The following is a 22,973-nucleotide window of genomic DNA, read 5'->3' as shown; positions in this document are numbered from 1 at the left end:
CCGATGAAAACGACAACAAAAAACAGGTGAGGATCCCAATGACCGACATGATCACAGAACGCACCCCCGGTTCCAGCGGCAGGCGCACCGCGTTCCTGACCGCCAGCCTCGCGTCGCTGATGGCGATCGCGATCGCGGCACCGGCCGAGGCGCAAACCACGCCTGCGGCCCCGCCGCCGCCCGCGACGCTGCCCGCAGACACGGCCGACACCGCCGACAATACCGCCAAGGACATCGTCGTCACCGGCTCGCGCATCACCACCGGCGGCTTCACCGCACCGACCCCGACCCAGACGATCGGCGCGGTTGATATAGCGCGTAACGCCGAGCCCAACGTCTTCACGACGATCGCGCAATTGCCCTCACTGCAGGGGTCGAGCGGCGTCACCACCGGCACCAACAGCACCTCCAGCGGACAGCAGGGCCTGAGCTCCTTCTCGCTGCGCGGACTCGGCACGATCCGCACGCTGACGCTGCTCGACGGCCAGCGCGTCGTAGGCGCGAACGTGACCGGCGTGCCCGATATCAGCCTGTTTCCGCAATTGCTGATCAAGCGCGTCGATGTGGTGACGGGCGGTGCATCCGCTTCTTATGGTTCGGATGCGGTCGGCGGCGTCGTCAACTTCATCACCGAAAAGCACTTCGTCGGGTTCAAGGCGAACGTACAGGGCGGCATCACCACTTACGGCGACAACAAGCAGTATCTGTTCCAGGCGGCGGCCGGAAAATCCTTCTTCAACGATCGCCTGCATGTCGAAGTCAGTGGCGAATATGACCATGAAGATGGCGTGCCGGCCGGCGGCTTTGGCGAGCAACTTGCCAACGGGCGCACGTGGTATCGCACCTCGACCTTCATCAATCGCAACGTGACCAATGACGGGTCGCCGCAATATCTCGTGCGCGACCATGCGCAGGCCTATCAATATACCAAATACGGGCTGATCACGGGCGGGCCGCTGCAAGGCACCGCGTTCGACGTGAACGGCGTTCCGTTCCAGTTCCAATATGGCTCGAACGGCGTTCCGTCCAAGGCCCTTCCGGGCACGCCGCAGTTCGGCCTCGTCTCGGGTTGCTACCCGCAAGGCGGCTTCTGCCTGGGCGGCGATCTGTCGGGCAATGTCGGCATCGGCACCACGCTGCAGTCACGGCTCGATCGCTACAACGGCTATGGCCGCGTCGGCTTCGACCTCGACGCGAACAACGAGATCTATGCGACGGTCAACATCGCGCAGGTCGACACGATGAACCAGCCAAACCCCGGCGCGACCAAGTCGGGCCTGACGCTGCAATGCTCCAACCCATTCGTCCCCGCCTCGATCCAGGCGGCCTGCGCCACTGCAGGCATCACCAGCTTCCAGTTCGGCAGCAGCAATGGCGAGCTGCCCGCGAACATCACGGTCTATCCGACGCGCAAGCAATATCGCTTCGTCGGCGGCGCGACGGGCAAGGTGCCGGTGTTCGGCACGACGTGGAATTACGACTTCTCCTATGAGCATGGCGAGAACATTACCGACATCCACGTCAAGAACATCACGCTGACCTCGCGCTATAACGCCGCGATCCAGGCGATCAGTCTGGGCGGGCAGATCGTTTGCGCCGATCCGGTCGCGCGCGCCAATGGCTGCGTGCCGATCAACATCATCGGCGGCACCCCGCCAAGCGCGGCGGCGCTCGCTTATATCGAACCGACCAACGGCCCATTCCAGCATACCCGCCAGACGCAGGATGCGCTTGCCTTCAGCTTCAGCGGATCACCGCTCAGCCTGTGGGCCGGGCCGGTGTCGTTTGCCGCAGGTGCCGAATATCGCAATGAATTCTATCACGTGGTCGGCGATCCATACGGCAACGGCGTCTCGGCCGAGACGCCCTATACCAGCACCTATCCCGCCGATCCGGTGCTCAATACCGCAGGCAACAACTGGTACGCCGGCAATTATCACGCCGGTCGCGGCAGCTACCACGTCGCCGAAGGTTTCCTCGAGCTCAACCTGCCCTTCCTCAAATCGGACTCGCTCGGCAGCGCGAACCTGAACGTCGCCGGACGCGTCACCAATTACAGTACCTCTGGCACGATCTACACCTGGAAGGTGGGCGGCACGTGGGACACGCCGATCGACGGCGTGCGGCTACGCGCGGTTACCTCGCGCGACGTGCGTGCACCGAACCTGTCGGAGCTGTTCGCCGCCCCGATCACCACGACCGTGCCGAACTTCAGCAACCCCAATCCCAACCGCGCGCGGGCGACCCGGCGACCTTGACTATCCTGCAAAATGCGATCGGCAACACCGCGCTCAAGCCCGAAATCGCGCGCAACACCACGGCCGGCATCGTGCTGTCGCGCCCGCACTGGCTGCCCGGCTTCAGCGCGTCGTTCGATTATTACCGGATCAAGATCAACGGGGTGATCTCGACGCTCAATTCGCAGCAGGAAGTCAATCTGTGCTACCTCAATAACATCACCTCGCTATGCGGCGCGTTCAACCTCACGCCACCGGCGGGGACAGCACCCTATGTCAACCTCCAGGCGTTCAACCTCGCCTCGATCTTCACCGACGGGTTCGACATTGAGGCGAGCTATCAATTCGACGTCGCCAAGCTCGGCCTGCCCGGGCGCGTCGTGCTGCGCGGACTCGCCACCAATGTGAAGAACTTCATCACCGATCCGGGCGTCCCCGGCACGATCCCGACACAGGGCGCGGGGGTCAATGCTGGCAACACCCCGTCGTGGAAATTGCTGACGACCGAAAGCTGGACCACCGATCGGTTCAGCCTCAGCGTTCAGCAGCGCTGGTTCAGCGATGGCGTGTACAGCAACGAATATGTCGTTTGCAGCAGTGGCTGCCCGGTCTCGACCACGCAGCACCCGACGATCGACAACAACACGATGCCCGGTGCCTTCTATCTCGACGTGGGCGGATCGTTCAACATCACCAAGAAATTGAACGCTTATTTCAAGATCGACAATCTGCTCGATCATGATCCGGCACCGTCGCCCCAAACCAATACCGGCATCGACGTCAATCAGTCGCTTTACGATACGCTCGGGCGTTTGTTCCGGGTTGGCGTACGCTACAATTTCTAGCACCACGGTCCCCTACCCCGACCCGGTGGGTCGGGCTCCTCGTCCCGGCCGGTGGCCGGGACGTTTCTTTTGAGGATGTAAGATGCCCGGATGGTCGCTTCCGTTTCGTGTCACATTTCTGGCCGCGCTTATGGCAACAGCAATGCCCGTTGCCGCATCCACGTCTTATTACGCGACCGCCCCGGAAGATCCCCGCGCCATCACCGTTGCAGGGAAGCGCGACGGTCGCGCCGACGACACGACCGCCCTGCAAACCGCGATCGATGCCGCCGCGGCGAAGGGCGGCGGCGGAATCGTTTTTGTCCCCTCGGGCCGCTATCGCATCAGCCGCACCCTGTTCGTGTGGCCAGGTGTCCGGGTGTTCGGCGTCGGCAAGACCCGGCCGGTCATCGTGCTCGGCGATGCGACCTCGGGCTTTCAGCAGGGCCTCGCCACCATGGTGATGTTCGCCGGGGCCAAGCCCGGTGCCACCGATACCGCCAAGGCCTATCGCACCCCGTTTCCGCCACCGGGCAGCGTGCCGTTCAACCCCGATATTGCCGATGCCAATCCCGGCACCTTCTATCCTGCACTGTCCAACATCGATTTCGTGATCGGCAAGGGCAACGCCGCCGCCACCGCGATCCGCTTTCACGCCGCGCAGCACGCCTATCTGGCTCATATCGATTTCCAGATCGGCTCGGGCCTTGCCGGTCTCTACCAAGTCGCCAATCAGGCGCAGGATCTGCATTTTCATGGCGGGCGCTATGGCATTCTGACAGAGAAACCATCCCCCGCCTGGCAATTCACGCTGCTCGATTCGACCTTCGACGGACAACGCGAATCCGCGATCCGCGAGCATGAGGCGAGCCTCACCCTGGTCAACGTCGCCTTCCGCAACGTGCCAACCGCAATTGACATCGATCGCGGCTATGGCGACTGGCTGTGGGGCAAGGATGTCCGGTTCGAAAACATCCGCAACGCCGCCGTCGTGATCAGCAATGAGAACAACGTCTATACGCAGATCGGCTTTCAGAATGCGGTTGCCAGCGCCACGCCGACCTTCGCCCGCTTTCGCGACAGCGGCAGGACGGTTGCAGGTGCAGGCCGCTCCTACCGCGTGGCATCCTTCGGCTATGGCCTGATGGTCCCCGGGCTGGGCCGGACCGGAAGCTATAGGACCGTGATCGACGCCACGCCGATCCCACGGCTGCCTGCCCCGCCCCCGCTCGCGATCCGGCCGCTGCCTGCGACCGATTCCTGGGCCAATGTCCAGCAGCTGGGCGCGCGCGGGGATGACAAGACCGATGACACCGCCGCCATCCAGCGCGCGATCGATGCGCACCGTACTGTCTATTTTCCCGCCGGTCGCTATCTCGTCACCGACACGCTGCGGCTAAGGCCGGACAGCGTGCTGGTCGCCTTGCACCCGAGCCTGACGCAGCTCATCCTGCCGGACGGCACGCCTGCCTTCCAAGGGGTGGGCTCGGCCAAGGCGCTGATCGAGAGTGCGCACGGTGGAGACGCCATCGTCTCCGGTCTTGGCCTGTTCACCGGCGGCATCAATCCACGCGCAACCGCGCTGCTCTGGCACGCCGGCGCGCAATCTCTGGTCGAAGACGTCAAGTTTCAGGGCGGCCACGGCACCGATCTCGCCGATGGCAGTCGCTTCGACCCGTATAACGCCAACCACACCGGCGACCCCGACCCGGCCAAGCGCTGGGACGCGCAATATCCGAGCCTATGGGTGCGCGGCGGCGGCGGCACTTTCGCCAATCTCTGGAGCCCCGATACCTATGCTCAAGCGGGCATGTTGGTGTCCGAAACCGACACCCCGGGCCATGTCTATCAGATGTCGAGCGAGCACCATGTCCGCGCGGAATTCGTGCTCGACCATGTCGCCCATTGGGAGTTCCTAGCGCCGCAGACCGAGGAGGAAGCGGGCGAGAGCCAGGACGCGGTCTCGTTCGACATTCGCCACAGCCACGATCTTCTGATCGCCAATTATCACGCCTATCGCGTGACACGATCGCTCAAACCCGCGCCGACCGCCGTGCGGCTGACCGACACCCGCGACCTCCATTTCCGCAATGTCCACGTCAATGCCGAAAGCGGCTTTGGCACGTGCGACGAAAATGGCTGCGCAACCTATTTGCGTGCCAGCAAATTTCCCTACGAGAACGCCATTCAGGATGTCACGCGCAGTCTCGAAGTCCGCGAGCGGGAATTTGCAGCCCTCGACCTGACTTCGGACACCGTGGCTCCGGCGACGCAGGGCGCTTTCGCGGACGCCAAGGTGGAAAAGCTGGCGAGCGGATTCTATGCCGCCGCAGGAGCGGCCCTCGCTCCTGACGGAACGCTGTATTTCGTCGATCATCGCCAGCAGCGCATCTATGCGTGGTCGCGCGCCGATGGCCTGCGCGTGATCAACGACGCACCGCTGGATCCCGTCAACCTCGCGGTCGACCGCTCGGGCAACCTGCTCGTGCTGTCGTCGGAAGGCCGGAACGGCACGGTCTATAGCCTCACGCCCAACAGCGGCGCGGACGTTCGGGTGATCCCGTCGACGCCCGCCATCGATCATCCGGGCGCAAGAACCGTGCTGCCCGTAAATTATTGGGTGAATGGCGAGTTCAAGGACCAGCTCGACACCAAAACCTACGCCTATCCGACGCTGGCCGACATGTTCGACCGCGACATGCGCCTCTCCAAGGCGCGCGAATATGTGTCGCCCGACGGCAGCCTTGTCCTGCCCGCCTATCGGACCTTCCAGCAGGGGCCTTTGAACTTTCTCGGCTGGCGGTTCTCCGACGCGCTCGACAGTTATGGCTTTACCACTGCCGAGGTTGGCGGAACGGTGTTCGTCACTAACGCATCAGAAAACAAAACCTATCGCGCACGCCTGGCGGCGCACGGCGCACTGACCAACCTCGTCCCCTTCGCCAATCGCGGCGGAGAGAGCGTGGCGAGCGATGCGCAGGGGCGCGTGTATGTCGCCAACGGTCAGGTGTTCGTTTTCGCCGCAGACGGTGCCGAGATCGGTCGGATTGATATCCCCGAGCGCCCGCTCCAACTGCTTGTTGACGACCGCGCACGCAAAACGCTCTTCGTGGTGACGCATCACGCCATTTACGGCGTCGGCATTCCCTGACGCCCAGCGCGCTTGCCGAGCAGACCTAGCGGGCCGTGCGCCACAACGGATCCTCTCAAACCCAACGCACCGCGCTCAGCGCGTCGGGTTCACTGGGGGATCCTGCATAATTTTGGCCAGTTCGCTGTCGATCAGCTGCCCGATATAGCGGGAAAGCTCCGCGTGATGGACGTCTGGATCCGAAATTCGGCGAAACAACACGCCGTGGCCGACCGCGAGGATGAAATCCGCCAACTCGCTGCGCCGTGCGGCCCGCTCCTCGCCCGGTGCCAAAGCGTCGAGCGCGCTGAGGATATTGCCGCGGACGAGGGCGTCGACCTCGCGCATGATGTCCCCGACACGATCGTTCCGCGTTGCTTCGGCAAACATCTCCGCGAACAGCGCGTACGAGCCCGGATCGTTCGGATCCTCTTCCAGGAACCGCGCGATCCACGCACGGACCAGCGCGAAATCGCGCGCCTCGACCGCCGCACGAAGCGCCGGCTCATCCAAAAACTCGACGACATCGGCCCGCACCAGCTCGGCGACAATATCCTCCTTGCAGGCAAAATCGCGATAAAGCTGCCCGACCTTAACCCCCGAGTCGGCGGCGATACGCGCCACGCCGGAGGCGTGGAAGCCATATTGAGTGAAGAGCTGACGCGCCGCTGACAAGATTCGCGCTCGCCGATCTTCCGCGCGAGAATCCCGCTTTTTCATAACTTTATCGGCAGATTTTCGGGTGGTCGGCATAATCCTCCTATGATTAGGCTTGTCATTTCAAATTCGCAAAGCTACCGGCTCGGCGGAAATGTGAGTGATCGATCGCTCACACTTATACATTGGAAGAAAGCGTGCGCAAACCTTGCTCCGTCGCGGTCCTCACCGTAGCCCTCCTGGCCGGCTGCTCCAACGGCCAGCCCCAAGCGCCAGCCGCCGGCCCGCCGCAAGTCGGCTTTGTCACGGTGGAACCGCAGTCAGTCACGCTGAGCACCGAGCTCGCCGGGCGCACTGCCGCTTATGAAACCTCGGACGTCCGTCCGCAGGTCAACGGGTTGATTACCGCGCGCTTGTTTACCGAGGGCGACGAGGTCCGCGCGGGCCAGCCGCTCTATCGGATCGATGCGCAACCCTATCAGGCAACCGTCGCAAGCGCGCGCGCCGCGCTGGCAAAGGCACGCGCAGCGATCGCCTCGAACGACGCGCTGGCGCGCCGCTATGGCGAGCTGGTCAAGATCAATGCCATTGCCAAGCAAGATTACGACAATGCCGTCACCAGCGCGCAACAGGCGCGCGCCGATGTCGCCGCGCAGGAGGCCGCACTCCGTACTGCCGAAATCGACCTTGCGCGGACGACGGTACGGGCTCCGATCAGAGGTCGCATCGGCCGCTCGGCGGTCACGACGGGGGGGGCTGGTCACCGCGTCGCAGGCGACCGCGCTCAGCACGATCCAGCGGCTAGACCCAATCTATGTCGACATCACGCAATCGAGCGCCGATCAACTCCGGCTGCGCCAGAAACTGCTGGCGGGCAGTCTTACGCGAGGTACTGCACGGCTTCGGCTGAAGCTTGAGGACGGCACGATCTATCCCATCGAGGGCGTCGTGAAGTTCGCCGATGTCACGGTCGATCCCGCGACGGGCAGCCAGACGATCCGCGCGGAATTCGCCAATCCCAACCGACTGCTGCTGCCGGGCATGTACGTCACCGCCCAGTTCGTCGAAGGGACGCAAGCCAACGCGCTGCTCGTCCCGCAGCGGGCGGTCAGCCGCGACGAAAAGGGTAACGCCGTGGTGATGGTCGTCGGAGCCGGGGACAAGATCCAGCCCCGCACGCTGACCGCCCCACGCACGATCGGCGAGAATTGGCTGGTGACCGCGGGGCTTGCGCGCGGGGATCGGGTGATCGTCGAAGGGGCGCAGAACCTGCAGCCAGGCATGCCGGTCAAACCGGTTCGCTGGACCCCGAAGGCCCCCGCAGCCGCCGCTGCTGGCAAGGGACAGTAACCCCCATGTCGCGTTTCTTTATCGATCGGCCCATTTTTGCCTGGGTCATCGCGATCATCTTGATGGTCGCCGGCTTGATCGGCATCCGTAGCTTGCCGATCGCGCAGTTTCCCTCGATCGCACCGCCTTCGGTCAGCATCACCGCGACCTATCCCGGTGCCGATGCGCAAACGCTTGAAAACACGACGACCCAGATCATCGAACAGCAGATGAAGGGGATCGATCACCTTCGCTATTTCTCGTCATCGTCGAGTTCAGCCGGCACGGTGTCGATCACGCTGACGTTCGAGCAAGGCACCGACCCCGACATCGCGCAGGTGCAGGTGCAGAACAAGCTGCAGGCAGCGACCCCGCTCTTGCCGCAGGAAGTCCAGCAGCAAGGCATTCAGGTCGCCAAGGCGACCTCCAACTTCCTGCTCATCCTCGGCGTTTATTCGGAGGGCGGCCGTCACAGCGCGTCGGACCTTGCCGATATTCTTGCCTCGCACGTCCAGGATCCGCTCAGCCGCGTTAACGGCGTCGGCGATACAGAATTGTTCGGCGCGCAATATGCAATGCGGGTCTGGATCGATCCGCTCAAGCTCAACGGCTATCAACTCACCGTCGCCGACGTGACCGCCGCGTTGCAGGCGCAGAACGCACAGGTTTCTGCGGGTCAATTGGGTGCGCAACCTGCACCCGCCAATCAGATGCTCAACGCCACCGTTTCGATCCAGTCGCGATTGCAGACGCCCGAGCAGTTCGGCGATATCCGCTTGAAAACCGATACGGCAGGCGCGGTCGTGCGCTTGCGCGATGTGGCACGGGTTGAACTCGGTGCTGCTGATTACGGCTTCAACACACGGTATAACGGCCAACCCGCATCAGGCATCGGCATCAAGCTGGCACCGGGTGCGAATGCGCTGGCGACCGTCGAAGCCGTCAAGTCCCGCGTCGCGGAGCTTTCCAAGACCTTTCCGTCCGATGTGAAGGTCATCTATCCCTACGACTCCACGCCCTTCGTCCGGCTGTCGATCGAACAGGTCATCCACACGCTGATCGAGGCGGTCGTCCTCGTCTTCTTCGTCATGTTCCTGTTCCTGCAAAACTGGCGCGCAACGCTGATCCCGACGATCGCGGTGCCGGTGGTTTTGCTGGGTACCTTCGGGGTGCTGGCGGTCGCAGGCTATTCGATCAACACGCTGACGCTCTTTGGCATGGTGCTCGCGATCGGCCTGCTGGTCGACGACGCGATCGTCGTGGTCGAGAATGTCGAGCGACTCATCACGACCGAACATCTGTCGCCGAAGGAAGCCGCGCGCAAATCGATGGACGAAATCAGCAGCGCGCTGGTCGGCATCGCGCTGGTCCTGTCCGCTGTGTTCCTGCCAATGGCGTTCTTCGGGGGCTCCACCGGCGTCATTTACCGTCAGTTCTCGATTACCATCGTGTCGGCCATGGTCTTGTCCGTCCTGGTCGCCTTGATCCTGACACCGGCTTTGTGCGCGACCATCCTGAAGCCGCACGATCCAAGCAAATTGGAAGGCAACGGCCCCCTTTCGCGCTTTTTCCGCTGGTTCAACACGATGTTCGACCGCGGCGCAGCGAAATACGAAAGCGGCACTCGCAGCACCGCGCGCCGGTGGGGACGGTCATTGACCGTTTTCGCGCTGATCGCGATCGGGATGGCACTGTTGTTCGTGCGCTTGCCAACCGGCTTCCTCCCCGATGAGGATCAGGGCTCGGTCATCGCGCTGGTGCAGGGCCCGTCGGGCGCAACCACCGCGCGCACCAACGAAGCGCTGGAGCAGGTGCGCGACTATTTCCTCACCAAGGAAAAAGCCGATGTCGAGGGCGTCTTCACGATCAGCGGCTTCAGCTTTGCCGGACAGGGCCAGAATGCCGGTCTCGCCTTCGTCAAATTGAAGGACTGGGACGCGCGCTCAGGTGCAGCCAACAAGGCGCAGGCGATCGCCGGGCGCGCGATGGGGGCGTTCTCGCAATTCCACGACGCAATGATCTTCGCGATCGTGCCGCCCGCCGTGCAGGAACTCGGAAACGCGACCGGGTTCGATCTCCAACTGGTCGACCAGGTCGGCATGGGTCATGAGAAACTGGTCCAAATGCGCAACATGCTGCTCGGCATGGCGATGCAGGACAAGCGCCTGGCCCAGGTTCGGCCGATGTCGCTGGAGGACGCGCCGCAACTCAAGATCAATGTCGATCAGGACAAGGCGCGTGCGCTGGGGCTTGATCTGTCGCAAGTCAATTCCACGATCTCGACCGCGTGGGGCAGCGCCTATGTCAACGATTTCATCGATCGCGGGCGCGTAAAGCGTGTCTTTGTCCAGGCCGATGCGCCCTTCCGACTGAAGCCCGAAGACCTCGACAAATATTATATCCGTGGCGGCAATGGCGACATGGTACCCTACAGCGCCTTTACCACGCTGTCCTGGACCCAGGCCCCCGTTCAGTTGACCCGCTATAACGGCCAGCCAGCGATGGAATTGCAGGGTGGCTCGGCCCCGGGACTCAGCACGGGTGCCGCGCTGGCCGCGATGCAGGAGCTTCACGCCAAGCTGCCGCCGGGGACGGCGCTCGAATGGACGGGCTTGTCCTATGAGGAAAAGCTCTCGGGCGGTCAGGCTCCGGCGCTCTATGGATTGTCGCTACTGATCGTGTTCCTGTGCCTTGCCGCGCTGTACGAAAGCTGGTCGGTGCCGATTTCGGTGCTGTTGGTCGTGCCGCTGGGCGTGGTCGGCGCGTTGCTGGCCGCGATGCTGACCGGGCTGAACAACGACATCTATCTGCAAGTCGGCTTGATCACCACGATCGGCGTGTCGGCAAAGAATGCGATCCTGATCGTGGAATTTGCCGAAGAACGGATGCGGGAGGGCATGACGGCCTTCGATGCCGCCATCGTCGCGGCGAGGATGCGGTTGCGTCCGATCCTCATGACCAGCCTCGCCTTCATCTTCGGGGTGATGCCGCTCGCCATCTCGACTGGTGCCGGCGCAGGCGGGCAAAATGCCATCGGCCGTGCGGTCGTCGGCGGTATGTTGAGCGCCACCGTTCTCGGCATCTTCTTCATCCCGATGTTCTTCGTGGTCGTGCGCAGCCTGTTTGCGCGAGGCAAGACACAGGAGGCCGCCACCACGCCCACCGATCCATCCGCCTCCAATTCCGCGCCGCAAGGAGCCTGACCATGACCAGCACGATCCGCATTGCAGCCGCGCTGCTGGCCAGTGCCGCGCTCGCCGGATGCAATCTCGCACCGGGTTATGTCCGGCCGCAGGGCGCGGTGCCCGCCGCTTTGCCGACGGGAGGGGCGTATCCCGCCGCGTCCAGCGATGCCGCAGATATTTCAAAAATCGGATGGCAAACCTTCTTCACCGACGCCAAACTGCGCGAGGTCATCGCGCTGGGCCTCGCCAACAACCGCGATTTGCGGCTGGCAGCAGCAAACGTCCTGCAAGCGCGGGCACAATATCGGGTGCAGCGCGCCGACCTGTTGCCGACGGTCAACCTGGGTGCCTCGGCGACGATCTCCAACGGTACGGCAGCAGCGGCCTCCAGCGGTGGATCGGGCTCAAGTGCGGCCTCCAATTCGACCGTTGAAGTCTATTCCGGCAATGTCGGCATTTCGTCGTTCGAGCTCGATCTGTGGGGTCGCCTGCGCAATCTCAGCGAAAGCGCGCTGCAAAGCTATTTCGCGACCGAAGAAGCGCAGCGCGCCACCCGGATCAGCCTCATCTCGGAGATCGCGTCGGCCTATCTGACGCTGGCGGCGGATCAGGATTTGCTCGCGGTCGCGCAGGAGACGCTGGCGAGCTACGATCAGTCGCTGCAACTCACGCGGGCGCAATTCCGGATCGGCACGCAGTCCGAACTGGCCGCACGCCAGGCCGAGACCAATTACGAATCCGCCGCGAATGACATCGCGACGCTGCGGGCGCAAATCGCGCAGGATCACAACGCGCTGGATCTGCTGGTCGGGCCCCGACGCCCGAGACGCTGCTGCCGCAAGGGCTGGGAGACACCGACCGGACCTTGAACGCGCTGCCGGGCGACCTCCAGTCCTCGGTATTGCTGCGCCGTCCCGACGTGCTGCAGGCCGAACATCAACTGATTGCGCAAAATGCCAATATCGGCGCGGCGCGCGCTGCCATGTTCCCGACAATCTCGCTGACCACCAGCTTTGGCACGGTGAGCTCCGCGCTCAGCGGGCTGTTCGGGGCCAACAGCCAGAGCTGGTCGGTGGCACCCGGCGCGACCCTGCCGATCTTCGATTTCGGTCGCCGCAAGGGCAATCTGGATCTGGCACGGGCCCAGCAACAGGGCGCAGTCGCCACCTATGAAAAGACCCTGCAGACCGCGTTCCGCGAGGTCGCCGACGCGTTGGCGACGCGCGGCACGATCGACGCCCAGATCGGCGCCCGGACGCGACGGGCATCGGCGGCTGAGATATCGGCGCGGCTGTCCGACGCACGATATCGCGCAGGGGTCGATTCCTTCCTGACATCGCTCGACGCACAGCGCACCGCCTACAGCGCCCGGCGGGATCTGGTGACGACGCGGCTCGCGCGCGCCACCAATCTCGTCACCCTGTACCGCGTTCTGGGCGGCGGGTTGAGTTGAAGCGAATCCGCTTGGCGCGATTGCCGAGACACGTCGCTCAGAGACGGAAGGCCGTGCGCAGGCCGATCACGATAGCGCGCCGCTGTGACGTGGCCGTGTTCGCGTTATAGGGGTTGAGGATCAACTGGGCATTGGGCTGCAAAGAGAACCCCTTGCCGAAATTTGCCTGATAACTTGCCTCGATCGCCATTTCCGGAGGCGGCGAGGCAATGGGCCCGGGAATCGCGGGCGTCATCGGCGATAGGCCGGCGACTGCGATCGCCAGCCCCATGACGTCTTTTGGGCGTGCGGCAATTAGGCCGGTCAGCGATGCGCCGACGTCTCCATACACGCCAATCAGGTTCCGGTTTGCGGGCGATGCGCTGAAGCGGGCGAAGCCGCGGAGGCTGCGCCCGGCCCGTCGCCAGAGCCGCGCGTCGCCGATGACATATACAGCCTGATCCCCGCGCAGTAGCCGCCCGGTCGGGGATCGCAGATCGGCGAAGCGATCGAAGCTTGCCCAGCCGCCCAGCACAAAGGTCCAGGCCGGATCATCCCCGCCCGCCGACCGCGCCACCTCCGCGATCGCGAGCGGCGGCTGGTCGAAGCGCCAGCCAGCAAAACCGTGCACATCCCGCCCCGGCGGGTTGCCCGTGAACACCGCGATACGCGCGGTGGTCTTGCCTCCATCGAAGGTGGTCGCCAGCCGCGCACCGGGCACCGATATGGGATAAGCGGGGCCGCCACCGGGCAAGTCGGTCGCGAAACTGCCTGGCCAGCCAAAGGTCGAATTGACGAACAGATTTGCCGTGGGGCTGATCGAGAATTCCTGCCCGGCGGAAAATTGGCCGACGCGGACCGACGTCGCGCTGCCCACCTTTTGTTCTACCCACACATTGAACAGGCGAAGCGCCGGGGGGGCCTCGATGCCGCTCACCGTCAGCAAATTGCCGACCCGGCTGGCCGACAGCCCGGTTCCGACGATAGATTGGAAACTGATATGCGCGGTGGCACCGTTCCAGCCGATCGCGTGCGCCAAGTCCGCGTCGCCGATCAGACCGATCCGCTGGAGATACGCGCTTCCCGTTCGCGCGCCACCCGAGACATCGGCGTTGGCATCGCTGGTATAGGTCAGCGTCACGGTCAATGCCCGCTCGGAGCGGCGCGCCGCCTCGCCATTCTCGCCGCCGTTCTGGGCGGCCGAGGGGAGGGTCTGGGCGCATCCCGGATCGGCGGCCCCGGCCAGACCGAGCCCGGCAAAGGCAAGGACCGCCAAGCCTGCGCGGCTGGCCCTCATGCGAGATCGAAGCGATCGAGGTCCATCACCTTGCTCCACGCCGCGACAAAAGCATGGACAAAGAGCAGACCCGAATCGTCGGTTGCATAGGCCTCGGCAATCGCGCGCAATTGCGCGTTCGATCCAAAGATCAAATCGACGCGCGTCGCGGTCCATGTCACTGCGCCCGTCGCGCGGTCATGCGCCTGAAACACGTCGGCTTCGGTCGCGGGCGTCCACGTCATGCGCAAGCTCGACGCCAGCAGATTGACGAAGAAGTCGTTGGTCAACACGCCGGGACGGTCGGTGAACACGCCGTGGGTCGACTGATCGACATTCGCGCCGAGCACGCGCAGTCCGCCCACCAGCGCGGTCATTTCCGGCGCGGTGAGTTTCAGCAAATCCGCGCGATCGACCAGCATTTCTTCCTGCGACCACGGCAGCGTGGCTCCGACATAATTGCGGAAACCATCGACCTTGGGCTCGAGATAGGCAAAGGACTGGACGTCGGTGTCGTCCTGCGCGGCATCCATCCGGCCCGGCGTAAACGGCACTTCCAGCGTATAGCCGGCTCGACGGGCAGCATCCTCGATCGCAGCCGCGCCGCCCAGCACAATCAGATCGGCGAGCGATACCCGCTTGCCGCCAGGTGCCGATGCGTTGAAGGCCTGCTGGACGTGTTCAAGCGCGGCCAGCGCCATGGCGAGGTGTTCGGGCTCATTGACCGGCCAATCCTTTTGCGGCGCAAGCCGGATTCGAGCCCCGTTCGCGCCGCCACGCTTGTCGGAATTGCGATAGGTCGAGGCCGACGCCCAAGCGGTCGCCACCAGCCGGGCCGTGGTCAACCCCGAGGCCAGGATTTCGATCTTGAGCGCCGCGATATCGGCCGCATCGATCAGCGGGTGGTCGCAAACCGGAACCGGGTCCTGCCATAGCCGCGGCTCCGCCGGAACGTCGGGGCCAAGCAAGCGCGGATGCGGCCCCATGTCGCGATGGGTGAGCTTGTACCAGGCTTCGGCAAAGGCGTGACCGAATTCGGCGGGATTTTCGTAATAATGCCGCGCGATCTTTGCATAGGAGGGGTCGTGCAGGAGCGCGATATCGGTCGTCTGCATGATCGGCGCATGGCGTTTGGACGGATCGTGTGCGTCGGGCACGGTACCCTGCGCCTCCGGGTTGATCGGCGTCCATTGATGCGCGCCGGCCGGACTGGCGGTTAGCTCCCATTCATAGCCGAACAGGTTGGAAAAATAACCATTGTCCCAGCGGATGGGATCGCTCGTCCACGCCCCTTCCAGCCCGCCGGTGATCGTCGCCGCGCCGTTGCCCGTTCCAAAACTGTTCTTCCAGCCCAGCCCCAATTGCTCGATCGGCGCTCCCTCGGGTTCGGGCCCGACATACTCCTTGGGCGGCGCGGCACCGTGATTCTTGCCGAAGGTGTGGCCGCCCGCGATCAGAGCCACGGTTTCCGCATCGTTCATCGCCATGCGGGTGAAGGTCTCGCGAATGTCGCGGATGGCGGCGACGGGGTCGGGAATGCCATCGGGCCCTTCGGGGTTCACGTAGATCAGCCCCATCTGGCTCGACGCCAGCGGCTCCTGAAGCTCGCGATCGCCGCTGTAGCGCTTGTCGCCGCCAAGCCAGACCCGCTCCGGCCCCCAATAGGTGTCGTTCTGCGGCTCCCAGATATCGATGCGACCGCCGCCAAAGCCGACGGTCTTCAGCCCCATAGCTTCAATGGCGCAGGTTCCGGTCAACACCAAAAGGTCCGCCCAACTGAGTTTTCGTCCGTATTTCTGCTTGATCGTCCACACCAGCAGCCGCGCCTTGTCGAGATTGGCGTTGTCGGGCCAGCTGTTGAGCGGCGCGAAGCGTTGCGCGCCCTGCCCCGCCCCGCCGCGCCCGTCGCCGATGCGATAGGTGCCGGCCCCGTGCCACGACATGCGGATGAACAGCGGACCGTAATGGCCATAATCGGCAGGCCACCAGCTCTGCGATTCGGTCATTAGCGCGACGATGTCGCGCTTGACCGCCGCGAGGTCGAGCGTTGCAAACTCGCTCGCATAATCGAACGCATCCCCCAGCGGCGTCGGCTGCGGCGCATTCTGGTTGAGCACGGCCAAGTCGAGACGGTTCGGCCACCAGAGCCGGTCGGTCATGTCGAACAGCACGGCGTTGCCGGACACCGCACCGCCGCTCATGGGGCATTTGCTTTCGACGGACATGCTCTTTCCCTCGGCAGAAGATCAGGCGAGTGGTCTAGCAGCGCCCTGCCGCCGCTGAATCATACGATGGTGTCGGTTGCCGACGCCCCGGCGGGAGGGCGCAACCTTTGTATGAGTGCCTGGAAAGGCGCGACTTTGTAGCAAGCCGCTCGATCGGCACGGTTTTCCAAAGCCTTGAAACCGAACGCCGCAAGGAGATGCAGTGATGACGGACTCAGCGCTGGGGATGATCGGGGCGGCTGCGATCGCCGGCGGACGCGCGGCGGATGCGAAATCCGGCGAATTGTACCAGACATCGCTGATGTCGGCGCTGGTCGAGGGTGTCTACGAAGGGCTGACGACCTATGGCGAACTGCATCGGCATGGGGACTTCGGCCTTGGCACGTTCAACGATCTCGACGGCGAGATGGTGGGCTTCGACGGCGTGTTCTACCAGCTCCGTTCGGACGGTTCGGCGCGGCCCGTTACGGACGATCAGAAGACACCGTTCGCGGTTGTCACCTTCTTCAAACCCGAGCGCAGCCTGCCCGTGGCCGATATCGCAAAGGCCGACCTGCTCGACCGCCTGACGGCGCTGACCGAAGCCAATCTGTTTACGGCGATCCGTGTCGACGGGCAGTTTGCAAGCGTGACGACCAGGACCGTGCGCGAACAACACCGGCCCTTCCCGCCCCTGCAGGATGCGACAAAGGGGCAAGCCGAAACCGTTCTCACCAATGTTGCGGGCACGCTGGCGGGCTTTCGCACGCCGACCTTTGCGGGAACCCTCGGCGTGCCGGGCTTTCACCTGCATTTTCTGACCGCCGATCGTAGGTCGGGCGGCCATGTGCTGGATTTCCAGATCAGCGACGCGACCGCGCAAACTTGCACAATGCACGGTCTCCACATCGAGTTGCCCGAAACCGACGCCTTTCTCGGCTCCAATCTCGACGACAGCGACCTGCCGCAGAAGATTGCCGCTGCGGAGGGCGAGCCGACCAAATCACCCTCCAAACCGAATGGGACATTGTCATGACGCAGACAAGCACACGGCCGCGTACCGGCGCCGACATCGTCGTTGAAACGCTCGAACAGCGTGGCACCACGCATGTGTTTGGCGTGCCCGGTGCCAAGATCGACAAGGTGTTCGACCGGCTGGTCGATTCGTCGATTCAGACGGTGGTGTGCCGCCACGAGCAGAATGCCGCGTTCATCGCCGGCGGGATCGGACGGATGACCGGCAAGGCGGGCGTCGCGATCGCGACGTCGGGCCCTGGCGTGGCAAACCTCACCACCGGCCTCGCCACCGCCAATTCCGAGGGCGACCCGATCGTTGCGCTGGGGGGCTCCGTCGCCGTGGCGGACCGGCTCAAGGCATTGCACCAGACGCTGGATTCGGTCGATGTGCTCAAACCCGTCACCAAATATGCAGCCGAGGTCGACTCCCCCGCCGCCACCGCCGAAATCCTGTCTGCAGCCTTCCGCGCCGCGGAGACCGGGCGTCCGGGCGCGGCGTTCGTCGGATTGCCGCTCGACATCATGACCGGCGAGGCGGCGTGCCGCCCAATCGCATTGAACGGCATGCCAGGCTACGGCGCAGGATCCGAGGGCGCGCTGGCGGAAGCGGCGCGCCTGATCAACGCAGCAAACAATCCCGTCGTGCTGCTCGGCCTGATGGCGAGCAAGCCCAGAGCGGCAAAGGCGATCCGCGCGCTGCTCGACCTGGCGGCGCTGCCCGTCGTCGGCACGTTCCAGGCGGCGGGTGCGGTTTCGGAACGCGAGTTCGCCGTATTCGGTGGGCGTGTCGGGCAAATCGCCAATCAGGCCGCCGACACCTTGCTTGAGTCCGCCGACCTGGTCGTCACGATCGGCTACGATGCGGTCGAATATTGGCCATCGATCTGGAACCAGGGATCGGATCGGCCGATCGTCCATATCGACGTCGTCCCGGCGCAGATCGAGAACGCCTATAACCCCTCCGTCGAGGTCATCGGCGATATCGAGGCCAGCCTGACCCGGCTGACCCCGCAGCTTACGCGCAAGGCACCTTCCGCAAAAGCCGCGACGTTGCTCGAGGTGATCGCCGCAGACCGCGTCCAACTGCTCACCGAAGCTGCCGCGCAAGGCGGGACGCCCGTCCATCCACTGCGCATTATCGCCGAACTCCAGAAGATGCTCACGCCCGACGTTACGCTCTGCTCGGACATGGGGTCGTTCAGCCTGTATCTGTCGCGTTATCTCACCAGCTTTCGCGCACGTCAGGTGTTGATCTCCAATGGTCAGCAAACCCTGGGCGTGGCACTGCCGTGGGGTATCGCCGCCAGCATCGTTCGTCCGAGCGAGAAAGTGCTGTCGGTCTCGGGAGACGGCGGATTTCTGTTTTCCGGCATGGAATTGGAAACCGCGGTGCGACTGAAATCGAACCTTGTCCACATGATCTGGATCGACGGCAGCTACAACATGGTCGCCGCGCAGGAGGAGCTGAAATACGGTCGCCATTCGGGCACGGACCTTGGGCCGATCGATGTCGTGAAATATGCCGAGGCGTTTGGCGCGAAGGGCATACAGGTCGCCGGCCCTGACGCGATCGCGCCTGCACTTCACCAGGCCTTCGACACCCCGGGGCCCGTGCTGATCGGCGTCAATGTCGATTACAGCAAGAATGCGCAGCTGTTCGAAATGGTGCACGAGGGCAGCATTCTGTAGGATCCGCTTCGCGAACGTTAAGGGGACTGCCCGGGGGGCCGCACGCGCGGTATTCCGGGCGGTCGCTCCCTGGCGAAGGAAGATGCTGCGCACCCTCGATTGCGGTGGCAAATCGCCGCGACCAGCCTAAAAAGCGTTGCGATCGAGCGCCCTCTTCCCCCTTTGTAGGAGACCCTTGCGTGAATCCGTTTCCCCGCGACATCTTCACCGAGCCGAGCGATGTCGATCCGGACACCCTGGCAAACCTGGGTCCGCTCCGTCCCCTTGCGGGCACATGGCGGGCGACCAAGGGATCCGATACCGCGCCGAAACCGGCGGGTCCCGAACAGCGTACGTTTATCGAGCACATCGTGTTCGAGCCGATCGACCCGCAGGCCAATGGACCGCAATTGTTCTACGGCTTGCGCTATCACATCCACATCACGACCGTGGAAGAGGACATCACCTTTCACGATCAGGTGGGGTACTGGCTGTGGGAACCGGCAACCGGCCTGATCCTGCAAACGCTCGCCATCCCGCGCGGCCAAACCGCGCTGGCATCCGGGCACGGCAAACCGGGCGACAAGACCATCACACTGACGGCAACGCGCGGACCAACCAACTACGGCATTTGCTCGACCGATTTCCTTGAGGATGCGTTCCGCACCGATGCCTATCGGATCGACATCACCTTCAATCCCGATGATTCATGGTCTTACGATATTCAGACCACGTTGGCGGTGCGCGGGCAGGACCAGCCCTTCCTGCATCACGACCGCAACACGCTACATCGGATCGGCGCTGCAAAGCCAAATCCGTGGTCGCAGATTCTGGCGAAAAAGAACCGCAGCGGCGCAATCCTGATCAGCGCCCCGGCAGGCGGCGTCCAGGCCTGCCGGACGCCGCACATCGTTCAAGCGCGGTTACAGCCGGTGGAAAAACGCACTGATTCTTTGCAACAGCGTTTCGGTCGGCCGGGCACGGCAGGATTGGACCAGCACGGGCACGAGCCGCGCAACACCCCCCACATCAACCGCATCGAGCTGCGGCTGCTTGGCGTGCGTGTAGCCGAGCGCGTAAGAGACAACCGTCGGCTTGAACTCCTCGCGCATCTGCACGAAATCCCGGCACGTAATTGTCTCGGTCAGCTTGGGCTTGGCCGGCGCAGTCGCAGCATCCGCTACCGTAACCGCTGACAGCACCGATAGCGCGGCAAGCGCGACACGAACCGAGGAATGAAAGCGCAATTCGACCATGAGAAGCTCCTAAAGGCTATTTTGGGCATTGGGTCACGGCCCGGTGTAGCGACCCCGCGCTCGTGACACGACCGACACGACGCCAAGCCGCATCGATCGCCGGACTGTTGCCGTAACGAACCCGGGTCGGCCAATAATACGAGAGTTTCGGGTCCTCGGCGGTGCCGCCAACCTTGCCCAAATTTGGCTGCCATCGGTCCAATTTCGGCGCATGCGATCCAAGACGCTGCTTCGCCAGGCGGTAATTTGCGGGCATGACTGACAAACGGCCCGATGGCATCCGCGACTATAACGAACCGGCTGGCGGCTGGGGCGCTCTCAAGGCAGTGGCCGAGACGCTCAAGCGCCAGCAAGTGCTTGTTCAGGGCGTGGAGACGCTGCTCGAGAACAACCAGCCCAACGGCTTCGATTGCCCAGGCTGCGCGTGGCCCGATCCCAAACACACCTCCGCCTTCGAGTTTTGCGAAAATGGTGCAAAGGCGGTGACCTGGGAGTCGACCGCAAAGCGGGTCGATCCGACGTTCTTCGCCGAACACAGCGTATCGGACCTCTGGCAGCAACCCGACCACTGGCTCGAAAATCAGGGGCGCATCACGCACCCGCTGCGGTATAATCCCGCCACCGATCATTATGAGGTGGTCAGTTGGGACGATGCCCTCGCGGATATCGGTGCGCGAATGCGGGCGCTCGACCATCCCGATCAGGCGGAATTCTACACCTCGGGTCGGGCGTCAAACGAAGCGGCATTCGTCTTCCAGCTGTTCGCGCGCGCGTTCGGGACCAACAATTTCCCGGACTGTTCGAACATGTGTCACGAGCCGACCTCGGTCGGTCTGCCGCGTGCCATCGGCGTGGGCAAAGCGACCGTTACACTCGAGGATTTCGAGCACTGCGACTTCATCTTCTCGATTGGCCATAACCCCGGCACCAATCATCCGCGGATGATGACATCGCTGCACAATGCGGCAAAGCGCGGTGCGACGATCATCGTCATGAACCCGTTTAAGGAACGGGCGCTGCAACGCTTCCAGGCTCCGCAAGAGCCGCTCGAAATGGCGACGATGACGTCGGTTCCGATTGCGACCACCTATTTCCAGGTCCGGATCGGCGGCGATGCCGCCGCCCTGAAGGGCATCTGCAAGGCCTTGGTCGACATGGACCGCGCCGCCCGGGCCGCCGATCTCGCGCCGGTGCTGGATCATGATTTCATCGCGGGTCACACTTCGGGCTTCGCCGAATTCGTGGCCAATCTCGATCAAGCGCAGTGGGCGGACATCGAACGTTCGAGCGGGCTGACGCACGAGAATCTGCAGGACATTGCGCGGGCTTATGCCAGCGCGAAAGCCGCGATCGTCAGCTACGGCATGGGCATCACGCAGCATCGTACCGGCACCGCCAATGTACAACAGATCGTCAACCTTCTGCTGCTCAAGGGCAATATCGGCCGGATCGGGGCCGGTATCAGCCCGCTGCGCGGCCATTCCAACGTACAGGGCAACCGTACCGTCGGCATTACCGAACGCCCGTCAAAGGAAATGCTCGACCGGTTTCGCGATACCTTCGGCTTCGAGCCACCCCGCAAGTTTGGCCACTCGGTCGTCGAATCGATCGCGGCGATGCGCGATGGGACCTCAAAGGCGATTATTTGCCTCGGCGGCAATCTGGCGATCGCCGCGCCCGATCCGACCGCCTGCTTCGAGGGTTTCCGTCGGCTCGATCTTGCGGTGTCGCTGGCGACCAAGCTCAACCGCACGCACCTGCTGACCGGAAAGGCGACCTATATCCTGCCGGTGATCGGCCGGACCGAACGCGACGAACAGGCGACCGGACCGCAATCGATCACGGTCGAGGATTCGATGTCGATGGTCCACGCATCGCGCGGTTTTCTCAAACCGCCAAGCGGCGAAGCCCGTTCCGAACCCTGGATTCTCGCCAGCCTTGCGCGGGCGACGCTTGGCTCGACGGTCGATGTCGATTGGGAGGGGCTGGTCGCGGATTATGCCGTGATCCGCGACAAGATCGAGTCGGTTTATCCCGAATTTGCCGGTTTCAACGATCGGATACGCCAGCCCGGCGGCTTCCAACTGCCAAACGCGGCGCAGCAACGCATTTGGAACACCGCTTCCGGGAAGGCCAACTTCCTGATCTTCGACCACCTTGAAGAAGACCTGCACACTGACGATCCCGACATCTTGCGGCTCGCCACGATGCGATCGCACGACCAGTACAACACCACGATCTACGGCCTGGACGATCGCTATCGCGGCGTTTTCGGGCGTCGCGATGTGCTGATGATGAACGAAGCCGACATGACGCGGCTGGGCCTGGCGGAGGGCGATCTTGTCGATGTCGAGACGGCCCTGGCGCACGCCCATCCCGACCGGGTCGTGCGTGGGCTCACCGTAATCCGCTATGATCTGCCGCCGCAATGTTGCGGTGCCTATTATCCCGAGAGCCAGGCGCTCGTCGCGCTCGGCCACATCGACAAACAGTGTCTGACGCCGTCCTACAAATCGATTCCGGTTCGCGTGCGACCGGCGGTCGCAGGCAGCACGGGCGCAACCGCAGTCCAACGCGCCGGGCTCACGGGCGTGGCCCCCCGCCCTGCCACGGTGCCGCCCACATCCGGCGAGTAACCACAACCATCGTATGATTTTTTCGCGGTACGCAAAACCTTACTTAGGCCGTGCAGAGAGTTACCCGCCCCCCCTCCCAACTTTCTGCAAGAGCCTTAAAAGCTCTCCCTTCCGATCCCGAG

9 protein-coding genes and 4 pseudogenes are annotated in these 22,973 nt (G+C 63.6%); 9 read left to right on the top strand and 4 right to left on the bottom strand.

The window, feature by feature from the left end; genetic code table 11:
• Nucleotides 1–47 precede the first annotated feature (47 nt).
• Both NW75_RS07205 and NW75_RS07200 read left to right on the top strand, forming a co-directional pair.
• Nucleotides 48–3,082, top strand: a pseudogene (locus tag NW75_RS07205) (TonB-dependent receptor plug domain-containing protein).
• Nucleotides 3,083–3,164: 82 nt separating this feature from the next.
• Complete coding sequence (locus NW75_RS07200) at nucleotides 3,165–6,212, top strand: glycosyl hydrolase family 28-related protein (RefSeq protein WP_033964487.1); 3,048 nt, start codon at nucleotides 3,165–3,167, stop codon at nucleotides 6,210–6,212.
• Between the two features lie 75 nt (nucleotides 6,213–6,287).
• On the opposite strand, the gene NW75_RS07195 is transcribed toward NW75_RS07200, so the two are convergent.
• Nucleotides 6,288–6,944 (bottom strand): TetR/AcrR family transcriptional regulator, encoded by a 657-nt coding sequence (locus tag NW75_RS07195; RefSeq protein WP_052192279.1) that lies wholly within the window; start codon nucleotides 6,942–6,944, stop codon nucleotides 6,288–6,290.
• 101 nt (nucleotides 6,945–7,045) lie between these two features.
• Between NW75_RS07195 and NW75_RS07190 the strand changes: the two are divergent.
• From NW75_RS07190 to NW75_RS07180, 3 genes and pseudogenes are all read left to right on the top strand, one after another.
• Nucleotides 7,046–8,198 (top strand): annotated as a pseudogene (locus NW75_RS07190) (efflux RND transporter periplasmic adaptor subunit).
• 5 nt (nucleotides 8,199–8,203) lie between these two features.
• Entirely contained in the window at nucleotides 8,204–11,380 is a 3,177-nt protein-coding gene (locus NW75_RS07185; protein WP_033964486.1) for an efflux RND transporter permease subunit, read from the top strand.
• Between the two features lie 2 nt (nucleotides 11,381–11,382).
• Nucleotides 11,383–12,815, top strand: a pseudogene (locus NW75_RS07180) (efflux transporter outer membrane subunit).
• 37 nt (nucleotides 12,816–12,852) lie between these two features.
• Here NW75_RS07180 and NW75_RS07175 read toward each other — a convergent pair.
• Both NW75_RS07175 and katG read right to left on the bottom strand, forming a co-directional pair.
• Complete coding sequence (locus NW75_RS07175; protein WP_052192278.1) at nucleotides 12,853–14,091, bottom strand: carbohydrate porin; 1,239 nt, start codon at nucleotides 14,089–14,091, stop codon at nucleotides 12,853–12,855.
• The gene (gene katG / locus NW75_RS07170) at nucleotides 14,088–16,295 is read right to left on the bottom strand and encodes a catalase/peroxidase HPI (protein WP_033964485.1); all 2,208 of its coding nucleotides are present in this window, start codon (nucleotides 16,293–16,295) and stop codon (nucleotides 14,088–14,090) included. The genes NW75_RS07175 and katG overlap by 4 nt, the downstream gene beginning before the upstream one ends.
• 205 nt (nucleotides 16,296–16,500) lie before the next feature.
• Between katG and budA the strand changes: the two genes are divergently transcribed.
• The 3 genes and pseudogenes from budA to NW75_RS28155 form a co-directional block, all read left to right on the top strand.
• Nucleotides 16,501–17,310: an acetolactate decarboxylase gene (gene budA / locus NW75_RS07165; protein ID WP_052192277.1), complete on the top strand. Its 810-nt coding sequence runs from the start codon at nucleotides 16,501–16,503 to the stop codon at nucleotides 17,308–17,310.
• Nucleotides 17,307–18,980 (top strand): acetolactate synthase AlsS, encoded by a 1,674-nt coding sequence (gene alsS, locus NW75_RS07160; RefSeq protein WP_033964484.1) that lies wholly within the window; start codon nucleotides 17,307–17,309, stop codon nucleotides 18,978–18,980. The genes budA and alsS overlap by 4 nt, the downstream gene beginning before the upstream one ends.
• A 104-nt stretch (nucleotides 18,981–19,084) precedes the next feature.
• Nucleotides 19,085–19,741 (top strand): annotated as a pseudogene (locus NW75_RS28155) (FABP family protein); the annotation flags it as partial.
• Between the two features lie 141 nt (nucleotides 19,742–19,882).
• Here the strand turns inward: NW75_RS28155 and NW75_RS28150 are convergent.
• Nucleotides 19,883–20,215, bottom strand: coding sequence for an HdeA/HdeB family chaperone (locus NW75_RS28150; protein ID WP_081988666.1), 333 nt, complete (start codon nucleotides 20,213–20,215; stop codon nucleotides 19,883–19,885).
• 254 nt (nucleotides 20,216–20,469) lie between these two features.
• Between NW75_RS28150 and NW75_RS07145 the strand changes: the two genes are divergently transcribed.
• Nucleotides 20,470–22,851: an FdhF/YdeP family oxidoreductase gene (locus NW75_RS07145; protein WP_033964482.1), complete on the top strand. Its 2,382-nt coding sequence runs from the start codon at nucleotides 20,470–20,472 to the stop codon at nucleotides 22,849–22,851.
• The last annotated feature ends 122 nt before the right edge of the window (nucleotides 22,852–22,973 follow it).

Source organism: Sphingomonas sp. Ant H11 (assembly GCF_000797515.1).
Classification (GTDB): domain Bacteria; phylum Pseudomonadota; class Alphaproteobacteria; order Sphingomonadales; family Sphingomonadaceae; genus Sphingomonas.
Note: the sequence above shows the minus strand (reverse complement) of the source record. Positions and strands in the feature narration are given on the sequence as shown.